Source organism: Rhizobium sp. L43 (genome assembly GCF_002531725.1).
In the GTDB taxonomy this organism is placed as follows: Bacteria; Pseudomonadota; Alphaproteobacteria; order Rhizobiales; family Rhizobiaceae; genus Rhizobium.
In genome coordinates, this window is record NZ_NWSQ01000002.1 from 51,836 (window position 1) to 75,112 (window position 23,277).

At 63.0% G+C, this 23,277-nt stretch carries 23 protein-coding genes; 10 read left to right on the top strand and 13 right to left on the bottom strand.

Translation table 11 applies throughout. The annotated features are described in order from the left end of the window. Position 1 precedes the first annotated feature (1 nt). The 3 genes from CO667_RS02750 to CO667_RS02760 all read right to left on the bottom strand — a co-directional run bounded on the left by CO667_RS02750 (position 2) and on the right by CO667_RS02760 (position 1,936). A complete protein-coding gene (locus tag CO667_RS02750) occupies positions 2-556 on the bottom strand; it encodes a fasciclin domain-containing protein (RefSeq protein ID WP_097616954.1) in 555 nt (184 codons plus the stop codon). A gap of 124 nt (positions 557-680) precedes the next feature. Beyond that, on the bottom strand, positions 681-1,400 hold the full coding sequence (locus CO667_RS02755; protein WP_097616955.1) for an anti-sigma factor: 720 nt from the start codon (positions 1,398-1,400) through the stop codon (positions 681-683). Further along, a complete protein-coding gene (locus CO667_RS02760) occupies positions 1,397-1,936 on the bottom strand; it encodes a sigma-70 family RNA polymerase sigma factor (protein ID WP_097616956.1) in 540 nt (179 codons plus the stop codon). Before CO667_RS02760 ends, CO667_RS02755 begins: the two co-directional genes overlap by 4 nt. Positions 1,937-2,080: 144 nt before the next feature. Between CO667_RS02760 and argB the strand changes: the two genes are divergently transcribed. Continuing rightward, on the top strand, positions 2,081-2,968 hold the full coding sequence (argB, locus tag CO667_RS02765; protein WP_010065789.1) for an acetylglutamate kinase: 888 nt from the start codon (positions 2,081-2,083) through the stop codon (positions 2,966-2,968). 431 nt (positions 2,969-3,399) lie between these two features. Continuing rightward, the gene (locus CO667_RS02770) at positions 3,400-4,548 is read left to right on the top strand and encodes an alpha-hydroxy acid oxidase (protein ID WP_097616957.1); all 1,149 of its coding nucleotides are present in this window, start codon (positions 3,400-3,402) and stop codon (positions 4,546-4,548) included. A 65-nt stretch (positions 4,549-4,613) separates the two neighbouring features. Here CO667_RS02770 and CO667_RS02775 read toward each other — a convergent pair whose 3' ends face one another. The 3 genes from CO667_RS02775 to bchE are packed head-to-tail and all read right to left on the bottom strand — an operon-like array spanning position 4,614 to position 8,039. Further along, complete coding sequence (locus CO667_RS02775) at positions 4,614-5,384, bottom strand: isocitrate lyase/phosphoenolpyruvate mutase family protein (RefSeq protein ID WP_097616958.1); 771 nt, start codon at positions 5,382-5,384, stop codon at positions 4,614-4,616. Next, entirely contained in the window at positions 5,381-6,454 is a 1,074-nt protein-coding gene (locus CO667_RS02780) for a trifunctional transcriptional activator/DNA repair protein Ada/methylated-DNA--[protein]-cysteine S-methyltransferase (protein ID WP_097616959.1), read from the bottom strand. The genes CO667_RS02775 and CO667_RS02780 overlap by 4 nt, the downstream gene beginning before the upstream one ends. Positions 6,455-6,509: 55 nt before the next feature. Continuing rightward, positions 6,510-8,039: a magnesium-protoporphyrin IX monomethyl ester anaerobic oxidative cyclase gene (gene bchE, locus CO667_RS02785; protein WP_097616960.1), complete on the bottom strand. Its 1,530-nt coding sequence runs from the start codon at positions 8,037-8,039 to the stop codon at positions 6,510-6,512. A gap of 188 nt (positions 8,040-8,227) precedes the next feature. Between bchE and CO667_RS02790 the strand changes: the two genes are divergently transcribed. Further along, positions 8,228-8,941 (top strand): pyrimidine 5'-nucleotidase, encoded by a 714-nt coding sequence (locus CO667_RS02790; RefSeq protein WP_097616961.1) that lies wholly within the window; start codon positions 8,228-8,230, stop codon positions 8,939-8,941. 120 nt (positions 8,942-9,061) lie between these two features. Continuing rightward, positions 9,062-9,712: an EF-hand domain-containing protein gene (locus CO667_RS02795; protein ID WP_097616962.1), complete on the top strand. Its 651-nt coding sequence runs from the start codon at positions 9,062-9,064 to the stop codon at positions 9,710-9,712. 79 nt (positions 9,713-9,791) lie between these two features. Here CO667_RS02795 and CO667_RS02800 read toward each other — a convergent pair whose 3' ends face one another. After that, positions 9,792-10,658: an LOG family protein gene (locus tag CO667_RS02800; RefSeq protein ID WP_097616963.1), complete on the bottom strand. Its 867-nt coding sequence runs from the start codon at positions 10,656-10,658 to the stop codon at positions 9,792-9,794. 193 nt (positions 10,659-10,851) lie between these two features. Here CO667_RS02800 and dapD point away from each other — a divergent pair, with 193 nt between their 5' ends. The 3 genes from dapD (at position 10,852) to CO667_RS02815 (ending at position 13,586) form a co-directional block, all read left to right on the top strand. Beyond that, entirely contained in the window at positions 10,852-11,712 is an 861-nt protein-coding gene (dapD, locus tag CO667_RS02805; protein ID WP_097616964.1) for a 2,3,4,5-tetrahydropyridine-2,6-dicarboxylate N-succinyltransferase, read from the top strand. Positions 11,713-11,809: 97 nt separating this feature from the next. After that, complete coding sequence (dapE, locus tag CO667_RS02810; RefSeq protein ID WP_097616965.1) at positions 11,810-13,003, top strand: succinyl-diaminopimelate desuccinylase; 1,194 nt, start codon at positions 11,810-11,812, stop codon at positions 13,001-13,003. Then, positions 12,990-13,586, top strand: coding sequence for a hypothetical protein (locus CO667_RS02815; RefSeq protein WP_097616966.1), 597 nt, complete (start codon positions 12,990-12,992; stop codon positions 13,584-13,586). Before dapE ends, CO667_RS02815 begins: the two co-directional genes overlap by 14 nt. A gap of 6 nt (positions 13,587-13,592) precedes the next feature. Here the strand turns inward: CO667_RS02815 and truA are convergent, their stop codons facing one another. From truA to CO667_RS02845, 6 genes are all read right to left on the bottom strand, one after another. After that, the gene (truA, locus tag CO667_RS02820) at positions 13,593-14,411 is read right to left on the bottom strand and encodes a tRNA pseudouridine(38-40) synthase TruA (protein WP_097616967.1); all 819 of its coding nucleotides are present in this window, start codon (positions 14,409-14,411) and stop codon (positions 13,593-13,595) included. Next, positions 14,411-15,346 carry a methionyl-tRNA formyltransferase gene (gene fmt, locus CO667_RS02825; RefSeq protein ID WP_097616968.1) on the bottom strand — a complete coding sequence of 312 codons (936 nt, stop codon included), beginning with the start codon at positions 15,344-15,346 and terminating at the stop codon, positions 14,411-14,413. The genes truA and fmt overlap by 1 nt, the downstream gene beginning before the upstream one ends. Before the next feature lie 20 nt (positions 15,347-15,366). Beyond that, on the bottom strand, positions 15,367-15,789 hold the full coding sequence (locus tag CO667_RS02830) for a type II toxin-antitoxin system VapC family toxin (RefSeq protein ID WP_097616969.1): 423 nt from the start codon (positions 15,787-15,789) through the stop codon (positions 15,367-15,369). Then, positions 15,786-16,070: a plasmid stabilization protein gene (locus CO667_RS02835; RefSeq protein ID WP_097616970.1), complete on the bottom strand. Its 285-nt coding sequence runs from the start codon at positions 16,068-16,070 to the stop codon at positions 15,786-15,788. The genes CO667_RS02830 and CO667_RS02835 overlap by 4 nt, the downstream gene beginning before the upstream one ends. Before the next feature lie 65 nt (positions 16,071-16,135). After that, positions 16,136-16,651, bottom strand: a complete 516-nt coding sequence (gene def / locus CO667_RS02840; RefSeq protein ID WP_085735894.1) for a peptide deformylase — start codon at positions 16,649-16,651, stop codon at positions 16,136-16,138. 97 nt (positions 16,652-16,748) lie between these two features. Then, a complete protein-coding gene (locus CO667_RS02845; protein ID WP_097616971.1) occupies positions 16,749-18,245 on the bottom strand; it encodes a globin-coupled sensor protein in 1,497 nt (498 codons plus the stop codon). Between the two features lie 204 nt (positions 18,246-18,449). On the opposite strand from CO667_RS02845, the gene CO667_RS02850 reads away from it, so the two are divergent. From CO667_RS02850 to CO667_RS02860, 3 genes are all read left to right on the top strand, one after another. Further along, on the top strand, positions 18,450-19,676 hold the full coding sequence (locus tag CO667_RS02850) for a DNA recombination protein RmuC (RefSeq protein WP_097616972.1): 1,227 nt from the start codon (positions 18,450-18,452) through the stop codon (positions 19,674-19,676). Positions 19,677-19,756: 80 nt separating this feature from the next. Next, positions 19,757-20,656, top strand: a complete 900-nt coding sequence (locus CO667_RS02855) for a ribokinase (protein ID WP_097616973.1) — start codon at positions 19,757-19,759, stop codon at positions 20,654-20,656. 241 nt (positions 20,657-20,897) lie between these two features. Further along, complete coding sequence (locus tag CO667_RS02860) at positions 20,898-23,258, top strand: methyl-accepting chemotaxis protein (RefSeq protein WP_097616974.1); 2,361 nt, start codon at positions 20,898-20,900, stop codon at positions 23,256-23,258. The last annotated feature ends 19 nt before the right edge of the window (positions 23,259-23,277 follow it).

Consider the following 23,277-nt stretch of genomic DNA (forward strand, 5'->3'; position numbering starts at 1 on the left):
CTTACATCTTCGGCAGCAGCACCTTGTCGACGACGTGGATGACGCCGTTCGACTGTTTGACGTCGGCGATGGTCACATGCGAGACGCCGCCGTTTTCATCGGTCAGGGTGATCTTGCCCTTGCTTTCCTTAGCTTTCAGCACGCAGCCGCCGACGGTCTTGATGTCGTGCTCGCCGCCGTCATCCCTGATCATCTTGGCGACGGTCTTGGCCATCGCATCGGCGGCAACGACGTGGCAGGTCAGAACCTTGGTGAGCGTCGCCTTGTTTTCCGGCTTCAGCAGCGTGTCGACGGTGCCTTTCGGCAGGGCGGCGAAAGCCTCGTTGGTCGGTGCGAAGACGGTGAAGGGGCCTTTGCCCTCGAGCGTGCCGACCAGGCCGGCCGCCTTGACGGCTGCGACCAGGGTCGTGTGATCCTTGGAATTCACGGCGTTTTCGATGATGTTCTTGCTATCGAACATCGCCGCACCGCCGACCACCGGGTTCTTGGCGGCAGCAAGGGCGACGGCGGACATGGCGGTGGCGAGCGCGACGCCGCGCAATACGGACTTGATCATGATTTTCTCCTCACCGGACACCATCCGCGGGGCTTTATGCCTGAGCGTCGTCCGGACAATTCGAACTACGGAGGGCCGCGCCGAATAGTTTCAGACAGGAGAAATTTGATTGAGGCCGGTGCGATTATGGTCGGTGCAGGGGGCCGCTTGCGATCACCGGACCGGTCGCCTGGCCGGTCGGCGAACCTCCGAAGGGTTCGAGGCTGACGGCAAGTGTTGCGCCATCGGCGACTTGGCTGCGCAATTCGGCGGGAATGACGAGTTCACCGCTTTCGCCCGGCTGGAAGACGCCGAGCGATCTCGTCATGCCGCTGCCCGGTACCAGCCAGAGTTCCAGCGACTTCTCCTCCGGCTTGCCGGCGGCGACCGGCACGATCTTCAGCCGGCCGCTCTGCAGCTCGTAGGAGGCGAGAAGGTTGATGGTGCTGTTCTGGCCTGAAAGCGAGGCCACCAGCGGTGCCGGCCCCTGCGGCTGCGGCACCACGCCGGAAGCGAAGATGACGGCGCTGACGGCAACGACGATGCAGGCAAAGCTCAGCGAGCGCCAGAAACCTGCCGAATTCCAGAGCCCTTGTGAAAAGGATGCGGGTTTTCCAGCATCGCCGAAAAGCCGCGCCTCGATCTGTTTGAAGGTTTCCCGGCTTGGAGCAGCGGCTTCATACTCGTCATTGAAGGCGGAAAGATTGGTCTCCCAGCGGCTGACGATGGCGGCGAAGGGCCGGTCGTGGCGCATGCGCTCTTCCACCACCCGCCGGTCCTGTAGCGACAGGACGCCAAGCACATATTCGCCGGCGAGAACCTCGTCGCGGGAGCGGTCTCCCTTGCTTTTGTCGGGCGATGTCATCGTTCCATGCACTCTCTCAGTTTCAAGAGGCTGCGCCTGAGCCAGGTCCGCATCGTGTTCAGCGGGACACCAAACTGATCGGCCAGTTCCTGATAGCTCAGTCCTTCAACATAAGCCCGTTTCACCGCGACCGCACGATCAGCTTCCAACTCTTCCATGCAGGTGTCAATCCGCCTTCCTTCATCCTTCGTCATCGTCTGCATTTCCGGGTCGGGCAAGGCATCAGCAAGATCGTAGGCGCTGTCGAGTTCGTCGGCGACAGGTTTGCGCGCCCGCAGTGCATCGATCGACCGGTTGCGGGCAATCGCCGAGAGCCACGCCGAGGACGAACCCGTGGCTGCCTGGAAGCTTCGGGCTCGTTGCCAGATGCTGATATAAACTTCCTGCAGGGCTTCTCCGGCTTCCGTGCGATCCTTCAAGATACGCAGGCAGATCGCAAAAAGTTTCGGCCCGGTCTGGTTGTAGAGGGCCACGAAGGCCCTGCGGTCGCCGAGCGCGACGCGGCCGATCAGGTCTGCAATGTCATCGCCTTGCATGCCGTTCCTCATATCATGCTTGCGCTGTGCCCGACGGCGACAGCGTCCTGCTCCGCGCCAGATACGAAAAACTATTGCCCTCTGGATTATTCCCTCTGTCGGAAACTTGCGATAAAAGGCCGCGAACAATTCTGCGGGGTCCCCATGAACGAGTCCGAAAGCGAACTGCAGGCACGGCTTCTGGCCAAGGCGCTGCCCTTCATGCAGCGTTACGAGAACAAGACGATTGTCGTGAAATATGGCGGCCACGCCATGGGCAATCCCGAGCTCGGCAAGGCCTTTGCCAGCGATATCGCGCTGTTGAAGCAATCGGGCGTCAACCCGATCGTCGTTCACGGCGGCGGCCCGCAGATCGGCGCCATGCTGAACAAGATGGGCATCGAATCGAAATTCGAAGGCGGGCTTCGCGTCACCGACCAAAAGACGGTCGAGATCGTCGAGATGGTGCTTGCCGGCTCGATCAACAAGGAGATCGTCGCGCTGATCAACCAGACCGGCGAATGGGCGATCGGCCTTTGCGGCAAGGACGGCAACATGGTCTTCGCCGAAAAGGCGCGCAAGACCGTCAAGGACCCGGATTCCAACATCGAGCGCGTGCTCGATCTCGGCTTCGTCGGCGAAGTGGTCGAAGTCGACCGGACGCTGCTCGATCTGCTCGCCCGCTCCGAGATGATCCCGGTGATCGCACCCGTGGCGCCTGGCCGCGACGGCGCCACCTACAACATCAATGCCGATACCTTCGCCGGCGCCATTGCCGGGGCGCTCAACGCCACCCGGCTGCTCTTCCTGACCGATGTGCCCGGCGTGCTCGACAAAAACGGCCAGCTGATCAAGGAGCTTTCCGTCGCCGAAGCGCATGCGCTGATCGCCGACGGCACGATCTCCGGCGGCATGATCCCGAAGGTCGAGACCTGCATCGATGCGATCAAGGCCGGCGTCCAGGGCGTCGTCATCCTGAACGGCAAGACCGCCCATTCCGTGCTGCTCGAGATCTTCACCGAGCACGGCATCGGCACGCTGATCGTTCCCTGAGCGAGGCTGCGCAAGAAGCAGCGCTACGGCGTGTCCTTCGAGGCTCCGCCCTGCGGGCTGCGCGCCTCAGGATTAGGAACGTCGGAGGGTGCCGCGGCAAGGCCCAAGAGAGCCTCACCCTGAGGTGCCCCGCAGGGGCCTCGAAGGGCGGGGCGGGTGCGTTGGTGGTCGATGCATGCCAGGCGCAGCGCTGAGGCGCGTCCTTCGAGGCTTCGCCCTGCGGGCTACGCGCCTCAGGATGAGGGGCGTCGGGGTGCCGCGCCGGAGGAGAGGCGCTGGAGGGTAGCAACTGACCATCATCCGTCGTGTCTGCAAAGCTCCCGAGCCACGATATCCCCTCCGAGAGGTCGCAAATCGCCCGATCTGGCCTTGGCAAGATTTGGAATCGTGATTTAGGTTGCGGCCCGAAACAAAATGGGTCGAGCAAAAAGATGCGCCTGACAGACTGCTATAATTTTCACGATTTCCGGCGCATGGCCAAACGGCGGCTTCCCGGGCCGATCTTCGACTATATCGATGGTGCTGCCGATGACGAGGTGACATATCGGCGCAATAGCGCGGCCTTCGAGGCTTGCGATCTGGTGCCCGACGTTTTGCGCGGGGTGGCCGAGGTCGATATGTCGGTGACGGTCATGGGCCAGAAGCTCGCGATGCCGGTCTATTGCTCGCCGACGGCGCTGCAGCGGCTTTTCCATCACCAGGGGGAGCGGGCGGTCGCGGCGGCGGCGGGAAAACACGGCACGATGTTCGGCGTCTCCTCGCTCGGCACGATCAGCCTGGAGGAAGCGCGCCAGATCAGCAGCGGGCCGCAGGTCTATCAGTTCTATTTCCACAAGGACCGCGGCCTCAACCACGAAATGATGGCGCGGGCCAAGAATGCCGGCGTGCAGGCGATGATGCTGACGGTCGACAGCATTACCGGCGGCAACCGCGAGCGCGACAAGCGCACGGGATTTGCCATTCCCTTCAAGCTCAATCTCGCCGGCATGATGCAGTTTGCGATCAAGCCGTCCTGGGCGATCGACTGGATGACGCATGAGGCTTTCCGGCTGCCGCAGCTTGAAAACCACGTGAAGATGGACGGCGGCGCGTTGTCGATCAGCCGATACTTCACCGAGATGCTCGATCCCTCCATGTCGTGGAACGACGTGGCTGACATGGTGCAGGCCTGGGGCGGGCAATTCTGCCTGAAGGGCATCATGTCGGTCGAAGACGCCAAACGCGCGGTCGAGATCGGCTGCACCGGCATCGTGCTGTCCAACCATGGCGGCCGTCAGCTCGACGGTTCGCGCAGTGCCTTCGACCAGCTCGCCGAAATCGTCGATGCCGTTGGCGACCGGATCGACGTGATGATGGATGGCGGCGTACAGCGGGGAACGCATGTTCTTAAAGCGCTGTCGCTGGGAGCAAAGGCGGTCGGGCTCGGCCGCTACTATCTCTTCCCGCTGGCCGCCGCCGGACAGCCCGGCGTCGAACGGGCGCTGGAGACGATGCGCACCGAGATCGAACGCGACATGAAGCTGATGGGCTGCACCTCGGTCGACCAGCTGACCCGGCGCAATCTGCGCTTCCGTTCCTGAGCACAAGCGGAATGTTATTCCGGGCCGCAGCCCTTCGTGGGATGCGGCCCTCGCATGGATCGGCGTCAGATCAGGTTATAAATCGCCGCCGCTTCCTGCTTCAGCTTCTCCATCATCGACCGGTAAGGCCCCGGGCCATAGCTGATGCGGCTGACGCCGAGGCTTGCCAGGGTTTTCACATCGGGGGCGCCTGGCCGCATCATGATGTTGACCGGCAGCGGCGATGCGGCGCAGATCTTTTCGATCAAGGCGGGATCGATCAGCCCGGGCACGAAGAAGCCGTTGCCGCCGGCGGCGGCATAGGCCCTGCCCCGCGCGATCGCCTCGTCGACCAGTCCGGCATGTTTGGCAAGATCGCTCTCGGCCAGAAAAAGGTCGGTGCGGGCGTTGATGAAGAAGGGGATATCTTTGCCGTCGGCCATGGCGTGAATGGCGCGGATGCGGGCCGCCTGGCTCTCGACGGGATAGAGCCCTTCGCCGGCGACCACCCGATCTTCGAAATTGATGCCGACGGCGCCGATTTCCACCAGGCTGGCGACATTGGCGGCCGCAGCCTGAGGCTCCGCCGCATAGGCGCCTTCGAAATCGACCGAGAGCGGCAGGTCGATGACGTCGGCGATGGATTTCGCCGTCTCCACAAGCACCGACATCGGCAGCTTCTCGCCATCGGCAAAGCCATGGGCAGCGGCAACCGACCAGCTTCCGGTCGCAAGCGCCTTGGCGCCGGCATCGGCAACGGCCCTGGCCGTGCCCGCATCCCAGATATTGTAGAGGACGATCGGGTCGCCCTTGCGGTGAAGCGCGCCGAATGCCTTGGCCTTTTCAGTCTGGTTCATGCTGTCTCCTCCATCTTTGCCTGCGTGCTGATCTTCTCTTCATGCCGCAGCAGCCACTGCTTGCGCCAGAGCCCGCCGCCGTAACCGGTCAACGAACCATCGGCGCCGAGCATGCGATGGCAGGGCACGATGATGGCCAGCTGGTTGGCGCCATTGGCGCGGCCGACGGCACGCACCACCTCCGGCCTCTCCATCTCCCTGGCAAGATCGCCATAGGCGCGTGTCTCACCGACAGGAATATCGATCAGCTTTGCCCAGACATGCTTTTCGAACGGCGTGCCGCCGAGCGCCAAGGGCGTCGTGAAAACGGTGCGCCGCCCGTCGAAATAATCGCCGATCTCCGCCTCGATCTGATCGATAACGGGGGTGCGGCCGACCGCGACGGAGGAGCGGAGGCGCTTTTGCAGCGCGTCGAGTTCGCTCGGCAGCGCCTTGCGGTCGTGAAATTCGAGAAGATGCAGATGCGTCTTGTCGGCGACCGCGATCATCGGCCCGAGCGGGGTGTCGAACCAGTCGGCAAAAAGCAGTTCGCGGTTCTGCGCGAGCGCCGGCGCCTTGCCGACGAGCCGCTGGAAAGCCGCTCGGAAGCCGCTCGGCGACGCGTATCCGGCGTCGATCTGCGCATCGATGACGCGCGCGCCATCGGCCAATTGCCGGGCCGCCTCGCCGAGCTTGATATAGCGGACGATGTCGTGGAAGGTCATGCCGAGTGCCCGCTTGAAGGCGCGGCGCACCGTCGAGGGATCATGGCCGCGGCGCACCAGTTCATCCTCGCTCCAGCGAACCTCCGGCTCGCCGTCGAGTGCGGCAAGCAAAGCGTCGACCACAGGCTCCCTGCCCGGCTGCTCCAGCGGCTTGCAGCGCCGGCAGGGGCGGAAACCGGAATGCATGCAGGCGGCGATCGTCTCGCAGAACAGCGTATTTTCCCGCTTCGGCTTGCGCGCCGGGCAGGTGAGACGACAGAAGATGCCTGTCGTCTTGACGCAGACATAGGCCTGGCCCTCATAACCGGCGCTGCGCGCGATCAGGGCTTCATAGAGTGTATCGTCATCGGGGCGTTCGAAAAGCATGACCTCTTTCTAGCACCGCACGCCGGCCCCGTCCGCCGAAAATCGGGCGCCTATTTTATTCCGCCGCATCGAGGCTTTTCACATGCCGTTGCGGACGCAGCATGGATTCTTCCTCTGCATCCTGCGGCGCGCCCCAGAAATTCTCGAGCGTCGGGCCATCCCTGAGATGGCGGCGGCGGAAGAGGAATTCGACAATCTCGTGAAACCAGACGCGGCGCCCCATCTGCGTATACCAGCGCATCGAATGGCGCTGCTCGGGATCGCGATGGAGAAGGATGCGCAGCAGCGCCTTCGGCCGCGCCTGGACCGCCACCTCGATGAGCTTGACGCAGACGACCAGCACGATCGGGGTGAGATACCGCATCTTTAGCACCTGATGCTTGTAGTCCCATTTTCGGATATCGGTTTCGATGACCTGCCGATCGCGGGCGATGCGGAAGAACGGCGTCCAGCGATGCGGCGTCACATAGAGCGCCTGGATCTGGTCGGGATCATAGGAGAGCAATTGCCGGAAGCCGCGCCAGAGATGGCCCAGCGTCTCCTCCTCGAAACCGACGACCCAGGTCGCCATCGAGAGGATATCATGCTGGCGCAGAAGGCGGATCGCCTCCCGGTCGGTTGCCTTGGCTCCGCCCTTCCTGATCAGCGTCAAGGTCGCCTCGTCGGTGTTTTCCATGCCGATCAACCAGCGCACGACACCCGCCTTGCGGTAGAGATGCAGGATATCGGCATCGCGGACGATATCATCCGCCCGTGTCGATCCGACGATCTGCACCGGCACATTCTCGGCGATCATCGCTTCGAGAAAAGCCAGCCACGCCTTTCGCGAGGAGGTCGGATTCTCGTCGGCCAGGTTGATCAGTTCCACACCCTCTTGGCGATAAAGCCTGGCGATCTCGCGGGCAAACAGTTCCGGCGAGCGGTGACGCCAGCGGGTCCAGAAGCCGCGCTGGCCGCAATAATTGCAAAGATGCGGACAGCCGCGTGAAAACTGCATGACGACGGCACGCTTGCCGCCCCAGTAACTGTAACGGCGATGATCGATCAGCTCCCAACCGATGCGATAGGCATCGAGATCGGCGATCGCCTGTGCCGGCTGCGTCGCCAGGATTTCGCCATCACCATCGCGAAAGGCGATGCCGGGAATGGTTGCGAGCGGGCGGCCGGTCGCCAGGCAATCGGCAAGGCGCCGCATCGTTTCCTCGCCTTCACCGCGCACGAGAATATCGAATGCCGCCGTCTCGGCCAGAACCTCCCGCCAGTGATAGGTCGGAAAGACGCCGCCGTAGATGATGGAGGTTTTGGGATCACGCCATTTGATCGCCTCTGCGATCGCACGGGCTGTGGGATGGGCCGAGGTCGAGCCGGAATGGCCAATCAGCACCAGATCCGGGTCGCTGCCCACCACCCGGCTGACAATCTCCGCTATCGCCATCGGTCCGAACTCGGCATCGATGAGACTGACGATATGACCATCGTCGATCAGCGGGCCTGCGACCGAGAGAAGGCCGAGCGGTGGAAGGTGATCATCGGGAATACGACTGCCGATCGCCGTATGCGGCGGATTTATAAGAGTGATCCTCATTGCGACTTTACCCTTGCGGGTCCCCCTGTCTGACGCAGACAGAAAGTCACCAGCGATCGATGGCAATATTCAGCCGAAATCCTCCTAAAGTTGTGAAAATCTGACGGCTTTTTTGCGGAAATCGACGTCGGGCGAAGGCCGGAGGCAAAAGCCTTTGGTTTCCGCGGCAGCCGTGCCATAAGACCGCCATGACCAAGATCGACCGCACGCCTGATAAAGCCGATTTCGAGCACGTCACAGACTGGGTCTTCGACCTCGACAACACGCTCTATCCGCATCATGTCAATCTCTTCGCGCAGATCGACAAGAACATGACCGCTTATGTCGCCACGCTCTTACAGATGGAGCGGGAAGAGGCGCGCAAGCTGCAGAAGCAATATTACCTGGAACATGGCACGACGCTGCAGGGGCTGATGATCCATCACGGCATCGACCCGAACGACTTCCTCGAAAAGGCGCATGCGATCGACTATTCGGCGCTGACGCCGCAGCCCGAACTCGGTGCGGCGATCAAGGCGCTGCCGGGGCGCAAGTTCATCTTCACCAATGGCAGCGTCAAGCATGCGGAAATGACGGCGGAGGCGCTCGGCATTCTCGAGCATTTCGACGACATCTTCGATATCGTCGCCGCCGACTACGTGCCAAAGCCGGCGCAGGCGACCTACGACAAGTTCACGGCGCTGAAGCGGGTCGAAACCGCAAAGGCGGCGATGTTCGAGGACCTGCCGCGCAATCTGACGGTGCCGAAAGCGCTCGGCATGCAGACCGTGCTGCTGGTGCCGCGCAATCTGGAAGACACGGTCGTCGAATGGTGGGAAAAGACCAGCGGCGAAGAGGATCATATCGATTTCGTCACCGACGACCTCGCCGCCTTCCTCGGCAGGATTACCGCTCCGGGCTGATTCAGCCCTGAGCTGACGGATTACCAAAGTTTCACCCAGCTTACCGATGTTTAACTGGGTCTTTCCGGCCTGTTGCCATAGCTTTCGTCGTGAGGGGACACCTCACGAAAGGCCAATACGATGTACCGCAACAAGCTGATACTGGCAGCGCTTTCTTCCAGCCTCATCTTCGGCGCAGCCGCCGGGGCAGGCTATGCCGCACCCGGTGACGGGCCGCGTCAGCACCCCGGCAGGCATGGTTCCATGCACGATTCTATGCACGGGCCGGGGCCCGCCGCCTTCCGCGAAATCACCTATGTCAGAATGCTCAAGCAGTTCGACACCAACAAGGACGGACAGATCTCCAAGGAGGAAGCGACCGCCGGCATCGACAAGGTCTTCGCTGCGATCGACACCAATCATGACGGCTCGCTGACCCCCGGCGAAATCGGCGCATACCAGAAAGCGCAGATGCAGGCGATGAGAGATCAGCGCAAGCAGGACGCCGGTGATAACAAGGATGCCAATACCGCCGACGCGATGCTTGATAATAACGATCAGGGACGGCCGCCTGAGGGTGGTCGCGAGGGTCGCGACGGACATCGCTGGATGCATCACGGCGGCAACATCATGCGCGCCTCGATCATGATGCACCGGGTCGATACCGACCAGAACGGCCAGATTTCCAAACAGGAAGCCGAAGCCGCCATCGACAAGCTGTTTGTGCGGATGGACCGCAACAAGGACGGCGTCATCTCGATCGACGACATGCCGGACCGGCCGCTTCTGTAAGGCCGGACGCACCCTGCCTCCCGTTCTTTCCTGCCTGGGAAAGAGCGGGAGATTCGTTTTCAAATACCGCGCTGACGCTCTATTCGCGGTGTTCGTAGAAATCCTGGACGATCTTCCAGGCGGCTTCGGCCGTGTCGACGAAGCTGATCAGCTTGACGTCGTCGGGCGCGATCGTGCCGAATTCGGCCAATGCGTCGAAATTGATGATGCTCCGCCAGAAGGCCTCGCCGAAGAGGATCAGCGGCAGGCGCTCCATGCGGCCGGTCTGGATCAGCGTCAGGCATTCGAAGAACTCATCCAGCGTGCCGAAGCCGCCCGGGAAGACCGCGATCGCCTTGGCGCGGACCATGAAATGCATCTTGCGAATGGCGAAATAATGGAAGTTGAAGCTGAGCTCCGGAGTCACATAGGCGTTCGGCGCCTGCTCGTGCGGCAGCACGATGTTAAGGCCGATCGAAGGGGCGCCCTCGTCGGCCGCGCCGCGATTGCCGGCCTCCATCACGCCGGGGCCGCCGCCGGTGACGATGACATATTCGTGGAAATTGAAGGTGGCCGAATATTTCGAGCAGAGCCGGGCGAATTTGCGCGCCTCGTCATAATAGACCGAGGCCGCCTCCAGATTGGCGCGCTGGATATCGTTGCGGGCCGCCCAGGCGCTCTGGCCGGGGGCGGGAATGCGGGCGCCGCCGAACATCACGACGGTCGACCTGATGCCGCGTTCGGTCAGCATCATTTCCGGCTTCAACAGTTCCAGCTGCAGGCGGATCGGCCGCAGCTCCTCGCGGCAGAGGAAATCCTCGTCGACATAGGCAAGGCGGTAGGCGGGCGACATCGTCTGCGGCGTCTTCGGCACGGCCTCGGCGCGCTGCCTGTCGGTCGAGCTGCTCTTTAGCGGGTCCCATACGCCATCCTTGCGCCGCGAACCGCCGTTTCGTCCCTTCGCCATGTCGAAATGCCTTTCAGTAATGCCGGCCAAGAGACCGGATATGTCGCTATAACGCCTTGAAACCAGATATGATCTTGTCGGAAAAATCATTCCGTTCTACGGGTTCATGCTGTAGAGCAGGATAACCCCCGCCAACCGCACTTCCGGAGACCTTGCCGTCTCCACGATAAAGATCGAAGTTTAAGGAATTCTCATGAGCGCCACCGACCTCGCATCCCTCGAAAAGATCATCGAAACCGCCTTCGACAATCGCGACAATGTGAACACGTCGACCAAGGGCGAAGTTCGCGATGCGGTCGAAGCAGCACTCGATCTGCTCGATGCCGGCAAGGCCCGTGTCGCGACGCGCGGCGCCGACGGCGCCTGGACGGTGCATCAGTGGCTGAAGAAGGCCGTGCTGCTGTCCTTCCGCCTGAACGACATGGAGGTGGTCAAGGGCGGCTCGGGCAATTCCACCTGGTGGGACAAGGTTCCCTCGAAATTCGAGGGTTGGGGCGAGAACCATTTCCGTGCCGCCGGCTTCCGCGCCGTGCCGAACTGCGTCGTGCGCCGCTCGGCCTATATCGCGCCCAACGCAATCCTGATGCCGTCCTTCGTCAATCTCGGCGCCTATGTCGGCGAAGGCACGATGGTCGATACCTGGGCGACGGTCGGCTCCTGCGCGCAGATCGGCAAGCATGTGCATCTTTCCGGCGGCGTCGGCATCGGCGGCGTGCTGGAGCCGATGCAGGCTGGCCCGACGATCATCGAGGACAATTGCTTCATCGGCGCCCGTTCGGAAGTGGTCGAAGGTTGCATCATCCGCGAAGGCTCGGTGCTCGGCATGGGCGTCTATATCGGCAAGTCGACCAAGATCGTCGACCGCGCCACCGGCGAGGTGAGCTACGGCGAAGTGCCGCCCTATTCCGTCGTAGTCGCCGGTTCGATGCCGTCGGGCAATGCGACGATGGGCAACGGCAAGCCGGCGCCGCATCTCTACTGCGCCGTCATCGTCAAGCGCGTCGATGAACAGACCCGCTCGAAGACCGGCATCAATGAGCTGCTCAGAGATTGATGACATCGACAGAGTGATCCGGTAAACAGACGGCGTCTTTTCCGCGAGGCGCCGCCTTGCCATGTCTTTGCCATTCCCGCCGGATAGTCCGACTGCCATGACCGCTACCGATCCCGTCGCCAATCTCCAGACGCTGATTCGCTGCCCCTCCGTGACCCCAGCCGAGGGCGGCGCGCTGTCGGCGCTCGACACCATGCTTGCGCCGCTCGGCTTTGCCGTCGACAGAGTGAAGGCGAGCGAAGAGGGAACGCCCGATATCGAAAACCTCTATGCCCGGCTCGGCAGGGATGGCCCGCATCTGATGTTTGCCGGCCATACCGATGTCGTGCCGGTCGGCGACGAGGCCGCCTGGACGCATCCGCCCTTTGAGGCCCAGATTTCCAAGGGCGAGCTTTTCGGCCGTGGCGCCGTCGACATGAAGGGCGGCATTGCCTGTTTCGTCGCCGCCGTCGCCCGCCATATCGAGAAAAACGGGCCGCCCAACGGCTCGATCTCGTTCCTGATCACCGGCGACGAAGAAGGCCCGGCGATCAACGGCACGATCAAGCTCTTGCAATGGGCGACTGAGCGCGGCGAGCGCTGGGATGCCTGCCTGGTGGGCGAGCCGACCAATCCGAACAGGCTCGGCGACATGATCAAGATCGGCCGGCGCGGCTCGCTGTCGGGCAAGATCACCGTGCACGGCGTCCAGGGCCATGCCGCCTATCCGCATCTTGCCGACAATCCGGTGCGCGGCATGCTGCAGCTGACCCAGGCGCTGATGGACCCGCCATTTGACGGCGGCACCGACGACTTCCAGCCGTCGAACCTCGAGGTGACCACGGTCGATGTCGGCAATCCGGCGACCAATGTCATTCCGGCCAGGGCCTCGGCAAGCTTCAACATCCGCTTCAACGACAGCTGGACGGCCGAGACGCTGCGGGCCGAAATCCTCCGGCGCCTCGATGCTGCCGCCGGCAACGGCCAGCTGCGGCCGGGCCGCGAACCGGTGAAATACGATATCGTCTGGGCCGACCGGCCGAGCCATGTCTTCCTCACCCGCAACAATGCGCTGATCGCTTCGCTGTCATCGGCCGTCGAAAGTGTGACCGGCCAATCGCCCAAGCTTTCGACCACCGGCGGCACGTCGGATGCGCGCTTCATCAAGGACTATTGCCCGGTCGTCGAGTTCGGCCTCGTCGGCCAGACGATGCATATGGTCGACGAGCGCGTCGCTGTCGCCGATCTGGAGACGCTGACGGCGATCTACGAAATCTTCATCGCCCGTTGGTTCGCCAATGCCGGGGCTTAGGGAAGTCCAGTATTATCTGGCCGGCCTCTGGCTGCTGATCCGGCTGGATCCGCGCGGCTTCCGCTACCTCGACATGTCCGAGCGCGGCGTCAACCGGTCCTTCTGGGCGATCGCCTGGTGTCTGCCGCCAATGGGCATTTCCTGGCTCTGGTGGCGACAGGTCTTTCTGCGGTCGATGCCGCCGGAAGCCGATGTCGGCTTCGCCTTCTATATCAGGCTCGGCTTCGTCGAGCTCGCCAACTGGTTCGTGCCGCTGGTCTTTGCCGGGCTGCTGTTGCTTGCCTTCCGCATGGGCGAGCGTTTTGCGCCGGTCGTCGTCAGCGTCAACTGGCTCGGCGTGCCGCTCTCCTATATCAACGGGCTGCTGCTGGCGATGGTGGTCTTCCTGCCCGGCTCCGTCGGCCTCGTCTCGCTGCTGCTGCTGGCCTTCATGCTGGCGCAGGTCTTCGTGCTGGCGCGCATTCTCCGGATGATCTGCCACGGTCACGCGCTGCTGGTCGGGGCGATGACGCTGGTGCTGCTGGTGCCGTCGATGATCCTTTCGGAATATCTGCAGCACTTCCTCGGCATCTACCCCGCCTGAGCAATCTTACGACGGATCGTCAGCCTCTCCGTCATTGGCCTCGGTATCGCCGGCCGGCCTGCGACGGTCGATGATCACGTCGGGATAATCCACCTGCATGAAATAGAGCCCGTCGGGCGGCGCCACCGGGCCGCAGGCCTTGCGGTCGCGCGCCTGAAGCGCTGCCTCGATATCGTCTGGCGTCCACTTGCCTTCGCCGGCGAGCTTCAGCGTGCCGGCGAAGGAACGGATCTGATTGTGCAGGAAGCTCTGGGCCGTGGCGCGGATCTCGATCAGCTCGCCATTGCGCGTCACATCCAGCCGGTCGAGCGTGCGCACCGGGCTGTTTGCCTGGCAATGGGCGGAGCGGAAAGTGGAGAAATCGTGCCGGCCGACCAGCCTCTGGGCGGCGGCATGCATGACCTCGTGGTCGAGCGCCTTCGGCACCCACCAGGCCTTGCCGGCCTCGAGCGCCAGCGGCGCCCGGCGGCTGACGATGCGGTAGAGATAATGGCGCCGCAGCGCCGAAAAGCGGGCATCGAAGAATTCGGGAGCAGCCTCGACCTCGACAATCGAGACGCGCTCGCCGGCGAGCCTCAGATGCGCGTTCAAGGCATTCTGCAGCTTGTAGGGCGACCAGTCCTTCGAAAGATCGGCATGGATTACCTGCCCCATGGCATGAACGCCGGAATCGGTGCGGCCGGCGCCGCGGATCGATACCGTCTCGCCGGTCAGAGACAGCACCGCCGCTTCGATCGCGCCCTGCACCGAGGGACCGTTTTCCTGCCGCTGCCAGCCGACATAGGGGCCGCCGTCATATTCGACGGTCATGCGGAAACGCGGCATCAGCTAAGCCCCGTGCCGGCAGCAAGCGGCGTGCCTCTCAGGAAATCGGCGGCGGCCAGCGGCTTGCCGCCGGCCTTCTGCAGCCTGGTCAGCCGCACCGCGCCCGAACCGCAGGCGACCACCAGATCGTCCGTCAGCAATTCGCCCGATGCGCCTTGGCCGTCAGCCAGCTCGGACGCCAGCACCTTCACCCGCTCCGGCTTGCCGCCGATCGCAAGTTCGAACCAGGCGCCTGGAAATGGCGCCAGGCCGCGGATATGGTTGTGAACATCCCTGGCGTTTCCGGCGAAATCGATGCGGGTCTCGGCCTTGTCGATCTTGGCGGCATAGAGCACGCCCTCGTCCGGCTGCGGCGTCAGCGGCAGGTCGTTCATTTCGAGTTTCACCATGGCTTCCGCCATCGCCTTGGCGCCGACCTGCATCAGCCGGTCGTGCAGCTCGCCTGCCGTCATGTTCGGGCCGATCTCGACTTCGCGGGTCAGCGCCACGGCGCCGGTATCGAGCCCCTTATCCATCTTCATCACCATCATGCCGGTCTTTGCATCGCCCGCCATGATCGCCCGCTGGATGGGCGCGGCCCCCCGCCAGCGCGGCAGCAGCGAGGCGTGGCCGTTGTAGCAGCCATCCCGCGTGCCGTTCAAAATCGCCTCCGGCAGCAAAAGTCCGTAGGCGACGACGACGCCGACATCGGCATTCAGGCCGCGAAATCTCTCGCGCTCCTCGGGGTCCTTGAAATTGACCGGGGTGAAGACCGGCAGACCGAGCAGTTCGGCGGCCTGATGCACCGGCGATTTCTGCAGATCGAGCCCGCGCCGTCCACCCGGCCGCGGCGGTTGGGTATAGACCGCGACGATCCGGTGGCCGGCATCGATGAGCAGGCGCAGGGTCGGAACCGAGAACTCCGGGGTTCCCATGAAGATGATGCGAAGAGACATTTTATCTCGCCAATTGAGGATCAACCGTCTTCAAACGGGTTTACGAGCTTGAGATCAAGCCCCTCGAAATCTCTGGTGTTGCGGGTGGCGAGCGTCGCGCCGTTGGCAAGGCAGATGGCGGCAATCATGGCATCCTGGACCGAAATCGGCCGCCCTATGCTTTCGCGTTTCGCCCGCAAGCGACCGGTCACTATAGCCGTTTCCAAATCCCAGCCGACGATGCGGTCACGAAACTGGCCTTTCACCAAATTCTCGATCGCCCGAAAGAAGCGATCCGATCCGGTCTTCAAGAAAACCCGTTCGGCTCCGTATATCTGCTCCATCAAGCCGACCGTGCAAAGCCAGATTCTCGAACCATCCTGCCGCAATATCCAGGCCTTCACCTTTTCACTCGGCAACGGCCTGGCGAACTCGGAAATCACATTCGTATCGAGAACGATCATTCGAAATCCTCGAACGGCCGGCCGAAATCCTTTTTCCGCGCGACCTCGATTTCGTCCATGATTGCGGCAAATTCATCGTCCACGGCGTTTTCGCTGACGAAAGCGGCGCGTATGGCGTCATAGGCCGACAAAGTCTCGGGCTTTGCTTCGGTTTTCCTTTTCAGCGCTTCCCGCAGAAGCTCCTTGGCCTCGTCAGAAAGGCTGTTTCCGCTGCGCTGCGCCGATTCCGCAATGTCTCGCTTCATCGCCTCGGAAATATTTCTGATCAGAAAATCACCCATGCGGCGCCTCCATCATGATATCACTGATATCATAGTGCTTTGCCGACAAGTTTTCAATGTACCGCTCAGAGCGCCTTGGACTTTGCCGCCTTGGTGAATTTCTTGATCACCATCTCCCGCTTCAGCCGCGAGATATAATCGATGAACAGCACGCCGTTCAGATGGTCGATTTCGTGCTGCAGGCAGGTGGCGAGCAGGCCGTCGGCTTCAACAGTCTGTTCCTTGCCGTTGCGGTCGAGATATTTGACCGAGACGACGGCGGGGCGCTCGACCTCGGCATAATAATCCGGGATCGACAGGCAGCCTTCCTCATAAACCGAGCGCTCGTCGGACGATGTGACGATCTCCGGGTTGATGAAGACCTGCGGCTGCTTTTCCTCGCCCTCGCGCGACACATCGATCACCAGCATGCGACGCGGCACGCCGATCTGGATCGCCGCAAGGCCGATGCCCGGCGCGTCGTACATGGTTTCCAGCATGTCGTCGGCAAGGCGCTGCAGGTCGGCGTCGACCCGCTCGATCGGCTTGGAGAGCTGGCGGAGAAGGGGATCGGGAAGAATGATGAGTGGCTTGATGGTCATGGCGTTCCCATAACCCATCTTTTCCGACTATGGAATTATCCGGTGGGCGGGGAAGGCGCTTTTTTGCATCCCCGCCCGGAATTTCGCCATATTCGCCTCAGGCCGCCCGGCGGGCAGCGGTAACGGAACGGCCTTCCGGCCGGGCGCGGAAGCGCCGCAGCAGCTCGATCAGGTTTTCCACCTCGTCCTTGAGACGGCGGGTTTCTGCCGAGGAGTGCTCGACCATATCCGAATTCTGCTGGGTGATCGCACCCATGTTGCGGACCGCCAGGCTGACCTCGTTGACGCCGGTCGCCTGATCGCGGGCGGCGGCGGCGATATCGGCGACGAACCGGTTGATGATGTCGATGCGGCTGATCATGTCGTTCAGCGCCTCGCCGGTGCTGGAAACGATGCCGACACCCTCGTTGACCTGGGTCGAGCTCTGCGAGATCAGGTTCTTGATCTCCTTAGCGGCTTCCGCCGTACGCTGGGCGAGCTGGCGGACCTCCTGGGCGACGACGGCAAAGCCTTTGCCGGCATCGCCGGCGCGGGCCGCCTCGACACCGGCGTTCAGCGCCAGAAGATTGGTCTGGAAGGCGATCTCATCGATGACGCCGATGATCTTGGAGATCCCGGTCGAAGATTTCTCGATGCCGGCCATTGCCGAGACGGCGCTGGTGACGAGTTCGCCTGAGTTTTTCGCCTTCTCCTGCGTCTCGCGCACGGCGGCCGAAGCCTTCTCGGCATTGGCCGCCGTCTGACCGACGCTGACGGAGAGCTGCTGCAGGGCGGCCGAGCTCTCCTCGACGCCCGCCGCCTGCTGAGCGGTGCGCAGCGCCAGGTCGTTGGTCGCATTGGAAATGACGTCGGCGCCGCCCATGATCTGGCCCGAGGTCTCGCGCACGGATGCGAAGGACTTGCGAAGGGCGCCGACGGCGCGGTTGTAGTCCTCGGCCATCTGCCGGAAATTGCCCGGCAGGTCGGACGGCAGAGTGGCGTCGAGATCGCCGTTCGACAGCGCTTCCAGACCGCGGCGCAGTTGCTCCAGCGCCATCGCCTGATCGGCTTCGGCCCGGGCCTGCTGCTCTTCAAGGGCCTGGCGCTTGGCTTCGAGTGTGTCGAGATAGACCGAGATGGAATAATCCATGTCGAGCATGCCTGATTTGATGACGGCCGACAGCTTCTCGGCCAATGCCTTGCCCTGCTGGCGCGCAAAGACCGACGGCCACTGCTTCTCCATGATGCCCTTGACCAACTCGGACAGGACGATGGCGTAACCGCCGATATGCCAGCGCGGCTCCAGCCCGATGCCGGCATGCGCCCGGCCGACCGCGGTCACGCCGTCGACATAGTTCGCGTCGAATGCGCCGCCGGCTGGATTGGCCCAGTGATCCTGCTGGCGCTTCCTGGCGTGGCCGAGCTGGTTCTTATCGGTGAAAGCGCCTGATACAGCAGAGGTCTTGGCGAGCTTGGCGTAAAATTTGTCGAGAGCGCCACCGATCAGTTCCGATATGACAGGGCGCAGATCCCGCATCGACCTGCGCGCCGCCTCGTCCAGTTCGATGAAATCGAGGCGCTGCCTGAGGGCACTGTCGGTCTGCTGGGATGTCATGAGGATCTCTGTACTTGGCGCAAACGCGCGGGAAGGAATTCGCCGCCGCAGGTTTTGGCGAATATGGTTGAGCAATCGTTAAATCGGGCGGCGATTTCTTCTTCATCCGCTGGGAAAAGCAGCAGTCTGTGAAGATCGTAAGGACCACCAATTTTGTTCACGTTTTGATCTATATATCGCCGTGTCTTCTGTTATGCTCGCTGCATGACCGTCCATTCCGAATCGCTCGCCCTTTCCCTTGCCTCGATCAGCCCGGCCATGCTGGCGCTTGTCGGCGGGGCTCTCGCCGCCCTCATTCTGCTGGTGATCGTGCTGCTGCTGCGCGGCGCCAGTCTTCGCCGCGAGCAGGCCGACGAGGCGAGCTTTCGCGCCGGGGAAAGCGAAGCCCGCATGGCCGAGCTTCTGAAGATCCAGGCGGAGATGCAGGGCCGCATCGCGGCGATGACCGAAGTCTTCGGCGCACGGCAGAGTGAGCTCAACCAGGCGATCAGCCAACGCCTCGACGGCATGTCGCAGCGCGTCAACTCGACGATCACCGAGCAGACCAGATCGACGCATGAGAACCTGCAGCGGCTGCAGGAGCGGCTGGCGGTGATCGACGCGGCGCAGAACAATATCCAGACGCTCGCGAGGGATGTCGTCGGGCTGCAGGCGATTCTGTCCAACAAGCAGACGCGCGGCGCCTTCGGCCAGTCGAGGATGGAAACAATCGTCGCCGACGGCCTGCCGATGGGCGCCTATGCCTTCCAGCAGACGCTGTCCAACGGCTCGCGGCCGGACTGCACGATCCGCATGCCGAACGGCGCGCCGCCACTTGTCATCGACGCGAAATTTCCGCTCGAAGCCTGGAACGCCATCCGCGACGCCGGCAGCCCCGAGGCCGGCAAGATCGCCGGCCAGCAGTTCCGCCGCGACATGGAGGTCCATATCAGGGACATTTCCGAGAAATACCTGATCCAGGGGGAAACCCAGGATACCGCCTTTCTCTTCGTGCCGTCGGAATCGATCTTCGCCGAGATCCACGAGAACTTCGAGGCCCTGGTGCAGAAGGCGCACCGGGCGCGCATCGTCATCGTCTCACCGTCGCTGCTGATGCTGTCGATCCAGGTCATCCAGGCCGTGCTCAAGGACCAGCGCATGCGGGCGCAGGCGCATCTGATCCAGGGCGAGGTGGCGATCCTGATGGAGGATCTCGGCCGCCTCGACGAGCGGGTGCGCAAGCTGCAGGGTCATTTCGCCATGGCGCAGAAGGATGTCGACATGGTGGTCACCTCGGCCGACAAACTCACCAGGCGCGGCGCCAGGATCGAGGCGCTGGAATTCGAGGCCGGCGGCGGCGAGGCCAAGCCTGCCCGCGACAGCGAACCCGCCGCCAAATCGGTGGAAAGCCGCACCGGTCTTCTCAAGCTCCGGGTGGTTGACGAGGAGTGACCGCTTCGGGCAGTGTCTCGCCCGCAAGAAATAGCAGGAGCATGACGTCAGTTGCCGGCTCCAAAAGACGGGACACCCTGATGATCACAGTTTTCGGGTCCATCAACATGGACCTCATCGCCACCACCGCGCGCCTGCCGAAGCCCGGCGAAACGGTGGCCGGCAACGGTTTTGCCACCGCCGCCGGCGGCAAAGGCGCCAACCAGGCGCTGGCCGCCCGCCGCGCCGGCCGCTATGTGCATATGGCCGGCGCCGTCGGCAAGGATAGCTTCGCCGCGGATGCCCTTTCCCTGCTCGATGCGGCCGGCACCGACCTTTCTCTCGTCAGGCATGTCGACGGCCCCACAGGCACGGCGCTGATCCTGGTCGGCGGCGACGGCGAAAACATGATCGCCGTCGTTCCCGGCGCCAATGGCCAGGTCACGCCTGGCGATGCCGCAACGGCAATCGGCCGCATGAGCGAAGGCGACATCCTGATGCTGCAGCTCGAGGTGCCGGCGGCCGCCGTCGAACGCGCATTGTCGGCCGCCCGCGCCAAGGGTATCACCAGCATCCTCAATCTCGCACCGCTGATCCCCGATGCGGCCCGCCTCGGCCGGCTCGCCGATATCGTCATTGCCAACGAGACCGAGTTCGAGCGGCTTGCCGGACAGGAGGGCATGGACGCGCAGGCGCGTGAGGCAGCCCTTCAGCGCCTGCATGCCGAAACCGGCCAGACGCTGATCGTCACGCTCGGCGGCGACGGGGTTATCGCCATCCGCGACGGGGCAATTTCGCGGGCGCAGGGGCTGAAGATCGAACCGGTCGACACCGTCGGCGCCGGCGACACATTCTGCGGCTATTTCGCTGCAAGCCTCGACGACGGCCTCGATTTTCCGACGGCGCTGCGCCGCGCGGCCGTTGCCGGCTCGCTCGCCTGCCTCAAATCGGGCGCGCAGCCTTCAATTCCTTTGAGTGAGGACGTCGCAGACAGAATATAGCCTGCGCGCCTCGCGACACATCGTCGGACCTCCCTCAATTTTGAGGGGGGTTTCTGCGGTTTTCCTCATATGAACCCCTAAAGTTTCATTCAAATTTAAGAGGTCGCCGGCGATCTTCCCGGAGATCGCCGGATCGTCGCGCTTGCGGATCCGCGGCTCACACGGCTGCTCCATGACGGGGCGATGCCTTTGCTCCTGCGCCGGAGAATGCCCGTTCGGCGCATGCTTGCCCGAGGATCCCATGTTCATTTTTAAAATGAAATCGCTTGCCGCGAAACTCATCGTCATCACCGGCATCGCCATCGCACTTGTCCTGATCGTTTCGAATTTCTTCCTCATCGACCAGACCCGGGATCGGGTCCAGACGCTGACGATGGATCAGGCCAACCTCGAGGCAAAATCGATCGCCAATGAAATCGCCGCCAATGTCGGCGAACTCGCCAGCGCCGCGCGCAGCATGATGGGTGTCGTCGGCCGCGGTCATGAAGGCAAGTCGCTCGATCGCAAGGGCATGATCAACGTGCTGAAGGCCAATCTCGAGCAGAATGCTTTCGCCTTCGGCAGCTGGTTCTGCGAGAAACCCGGCGCGCTTGACGGCAAGACCACCGAACTTGCCAACAACAAGGACGAAGGCGTCAACAAGAACGGCGTCTTCACGCCCTACTGGTCGAAGACCAAGGATGGCGGCGTGCAATATTCGACCTTCGATGAAGATTATACCGCCGAATGGTGGAAGCTCGCCGCCGACAGCGGCAAGGGAGCGATCACGACGCCTTATATGGCCGAGGGCACCGACGTGCCGACATTGCTGACCTCGATTGCCTATCCGGTCATATCCGGCGGCAAGATGATCGGTGTCGGCGGCGTCGACATTTCGCTGAAGTCGCTGACCGACAAGCTGCAGGCGCTGCATCCTTTCGGATCCGGCCGCGTGACGCTGCTGTCGCAGGCCGGCAACTGGATCGTCGCGCCGGTCCCCGACCTGATAACCAAGCCGTATGACGGCGAAGGCGCCGACGTCGTCAAGTCGGCCCTGTCGAGCAAACAGCCCGGCCTGGTTAGCAACCTCACCTATGACGGCCTCGCCCCCTTCGACCGTGTCGTCTATCCGTTCGCGGTTCCCGGCGTCAACGCCACCTGGGTCGTGCTCGTCGACGTGCCGCACACGGCGATCAACGCGCCGGTACGGGACCAGACCTACATGATGATCACCAACGGCCTGATCGTGCTCGGCGCTGTCATGCTGGCGCTCTATTTCGCCGTCCGCGCGCTGGTGCAGCGGCCGCTCGGCGGGCTCGTTGCCAGTGTCGAAGCGCTCGGCAACGGCAAATATGACCAACCGGTCGCAGCCCAGCACCGCACCGACGAAATCGGTTCGGTCGCCAAGGCGCTGGAAGGCTTCCGCTTCACGCTGGCCGACAGCCGTCGCCTCGAAGACGAGGCCGCCAGAGAGCGGCAGGCGGCGGAGAGCGAGCGCGGCCGTTCGGAATCGGAACGCCAGCAATCGGTGTCGCTGCAACGCCATATCGTCTCGATCGTCGGCGCCGGCCTTTCCGAACTGTCGCAGGGCAATCTCGGCTACCGCATCACCGACGAATTTCCCGGCGAATACGGCAAGCTGAAACAGGATTTCAACGCCGCCCTTGCGAGCCTTGAAGAGACCATCAACACGATGACCCTCAGCGTCGCCAATATCGGCTCGGGCACCGGCGAGATCAGCAACAGCGCTTCCGACCTCGCCAAGCGCACCGAACAGCAGGCGGCAAGCCTGGAGGAGACGGCGGCCGCGCTCAACGAGCTCACCGCACAGGTCGATTCCAGCGCCGATCATGCCCGCACCGCCGCCGACAATGTCAACCTCGCCTGCCAGGATGCCGAAAAATCCGGCGAGGTGGTGCAGAAGGCGATCGCCTCGATGCAGGGGATCGAGCAGTCTTCGACGGAGGTTTCCAGGATCATCGGCGTCATCGACGAGATCGCCTTCCAGACCAACCTGCTGGCGCTGAACGCCGGCGTCGAGGCGGCGCGCGCCGGCGAAGCCGGCAAGGGTTTTGCCGTCGTCGCCCAGGAGGTGCGTGAGCTGGCGCAGCGCTCGGCCAATGCCGCCAAGGAAATCAAGACGCTGATCAACACCTCGGCCGTCCAGGTCAAGGAAGGCGTCGATCTCGTCGGGCGCGCCGGCGGGACGCTCCACAAGATCGCCGAACAGGTGATGGGCATCAACGACCTCATCCGGCAGATTTCGGCATCGGCCAGCGAACAGGCCGTCGGCCTGAAGGAAATCAACCAGGCCATGAATCAGATGGATCAGGTGACGCAGCAGAACGCGGCGATGGTGGAGGAAGCAACGGCCGCGAGCGTCGCACTCAATGACGAAGCACAGACGCTGAAGACGCTCGCCACGCGCTTCAACGTCTCGGGCTCGGGCAACGCCGCGACCCTTGCCTCCGTCGCGCAAAAGATGCGGACGCCCGTTGCCACGGTCGCCTCGCACCGCGTGGTCCCTCCTGCGGTCCGCGCGGCCGCTCCTGCGGTCCGCCGCGCGGCTGCCCCGTCGCGGGGTTCGGCGGCCGTGGCTGAGGACAGCTGGGAAGAGTTCTGATCGTTTCGCCGTCTCAATG

Coding starts and splice junctions, on each gene's coding strand:
- CO667_RS02750 (WP_097616954.1), bottom strand. CDS start 556: ATGATCAAGTCCGTATTGCGCGGCGTCGCGCTCGCCACCGCCATGTCC.
- CO667_RS02755 (WP_097616955.1), bottom strand. CDS start 1,400: ATGACATCGCCCGACAAAAGCAAGGGAGACCGCTCCCGCGACGAGGTT.
- CO667_RS02760 (WP_097616956.1), bottom strand. CDS start 1,936: ATGCAAGGCGATGACATTGCAGACCTGATCGGCCGCGTCGCGCTCGGC.
- argB (WP_010065789.1), top strand. CDS start 2,081: ATGAACGAGTCCGAAAGCGAACTGCAGGCACGGCTTCTGGCCAAGGCG.
- CO667_RS02770 (WP_097616957.1), top strand. CDS start 3,400: ATGCGCCTGACAGACTGCTATAATTTTCACGATTTCCGGCGCATGGCC.
- CO667_RS02775 (WP_097616958.1), bottom strand. CDS start 5,384: ATGAACCAGACTGAAAAGGCCAAGGCATTCGGCGCGCTTCACCGCAAG.
- CO667_RS02780 (WP_097616959.1), bottom strand. CDS start 6,454: ATGCTTTTCGAACGCCCCGATGACGATACACTCTATGAAGCCCTGATC.
- bchE (WP_097616960.1), bottom strand. CDS start 8,039: ATGAGGATCACTCTTATAAATCCGCCGCATACGGCGATCGGCAGTCGT.
- CO667_RS02790 (WP_097616961.1), top strand. CDS start 8,228: ATGACCAAGATCGACCGCACGCCTGATAAAGCCGATTTCGAGCACGTC.
- CO667_RS02795 (WP_097616962.1), top strand. CDS start 9,062: ATGTACCGCAACAAGCTGATACTGGCAGCGCTTTCTTCCAGCCTCATC.
- CO667_RS02800 (WP_097616963.1), bottom strand. CDS start 10,658: ATGGCGAAGGGACGAAACGGCGGTTCGCGGCGCAAGGATGGCGTATGG.
- dapD (WP_097616964.1), top strand. CDS start 10,852: ATGAGCGCCACCGACCTCGCATCCCTCGAAAAGATCATCGAAACCGCC.
- dapE (WP_097616965.1), top strand. CDS start 11,810: ATGACCGCTACCGATCCCGTCGCCAATCTCCAGACGCTGATTCGCTGC.
- CO667_RS02815 (WP_097616966.1), top strand. CDS start 12,990: ATGCCGGGGCTTAGGGAAGTCCAGTATTATCTGGCCGGCCTCTGGCTG.
- truA (WP_097616967.1), bottom strand. CDS start 14,411: ATGCCGCGTTTCCGCATGACCGTCGAATATGACGGCGGCCCCTATGTC.
- fmt (WP_097616968.1), bottom strand. CDS start 15,346: ATGTCTCTTCGCATCATCTTCATGGGAACCCCGGAGTTCTCGGTTCCG.
- CO667_RS02830 (WP_097616969.1), bottom strand. CDS start 15,789: ATGATCGTTCTCGATACGAATGTGATTTCCGAGTTCGCCAGGCCGTTG.
- CO667_RS02835 (WP_097616970.1), bottom strand. CDS start 16,070: ATGGGTGATTTTCTGATCAGAAATATTTCCGAGGCGATGAAGCGAGAC.
- def (WP_085735894.1), bottom strand. CDS start 16,651: ATGACCATCAAGCCACTCATCATTCTTCCCGATCCCCTTCTCCGCCAG.
- CO667_RS02845 (WP_097616971.1), bottom strand. CDS start 18,245: ATGACATCCCAGCAGACCGACAGTGCCCTCAGGCAGCGCCTCGATTTC.
- CO667_RS02850 (WP_097616972.1), top strand. CDS start 18,450: ATGACCGTCCATTCCGAATCGCTCGCCCTTTCCCTTGCCTCGATCAGC.
- CO667_RS02855 (WP_097616973.1), top strand. CDS start 19,757: ATGATCACAGTTTTCGGGTCCATCAACATGGACCTCATCGCCACCACC.
- CO667_RS02860 (WP_097616974.1), top strand. CDS start 20,898: ATGTTCATTTTTAAAATGAAATCGCTTGCCGCGAAACTCATCGTCATC.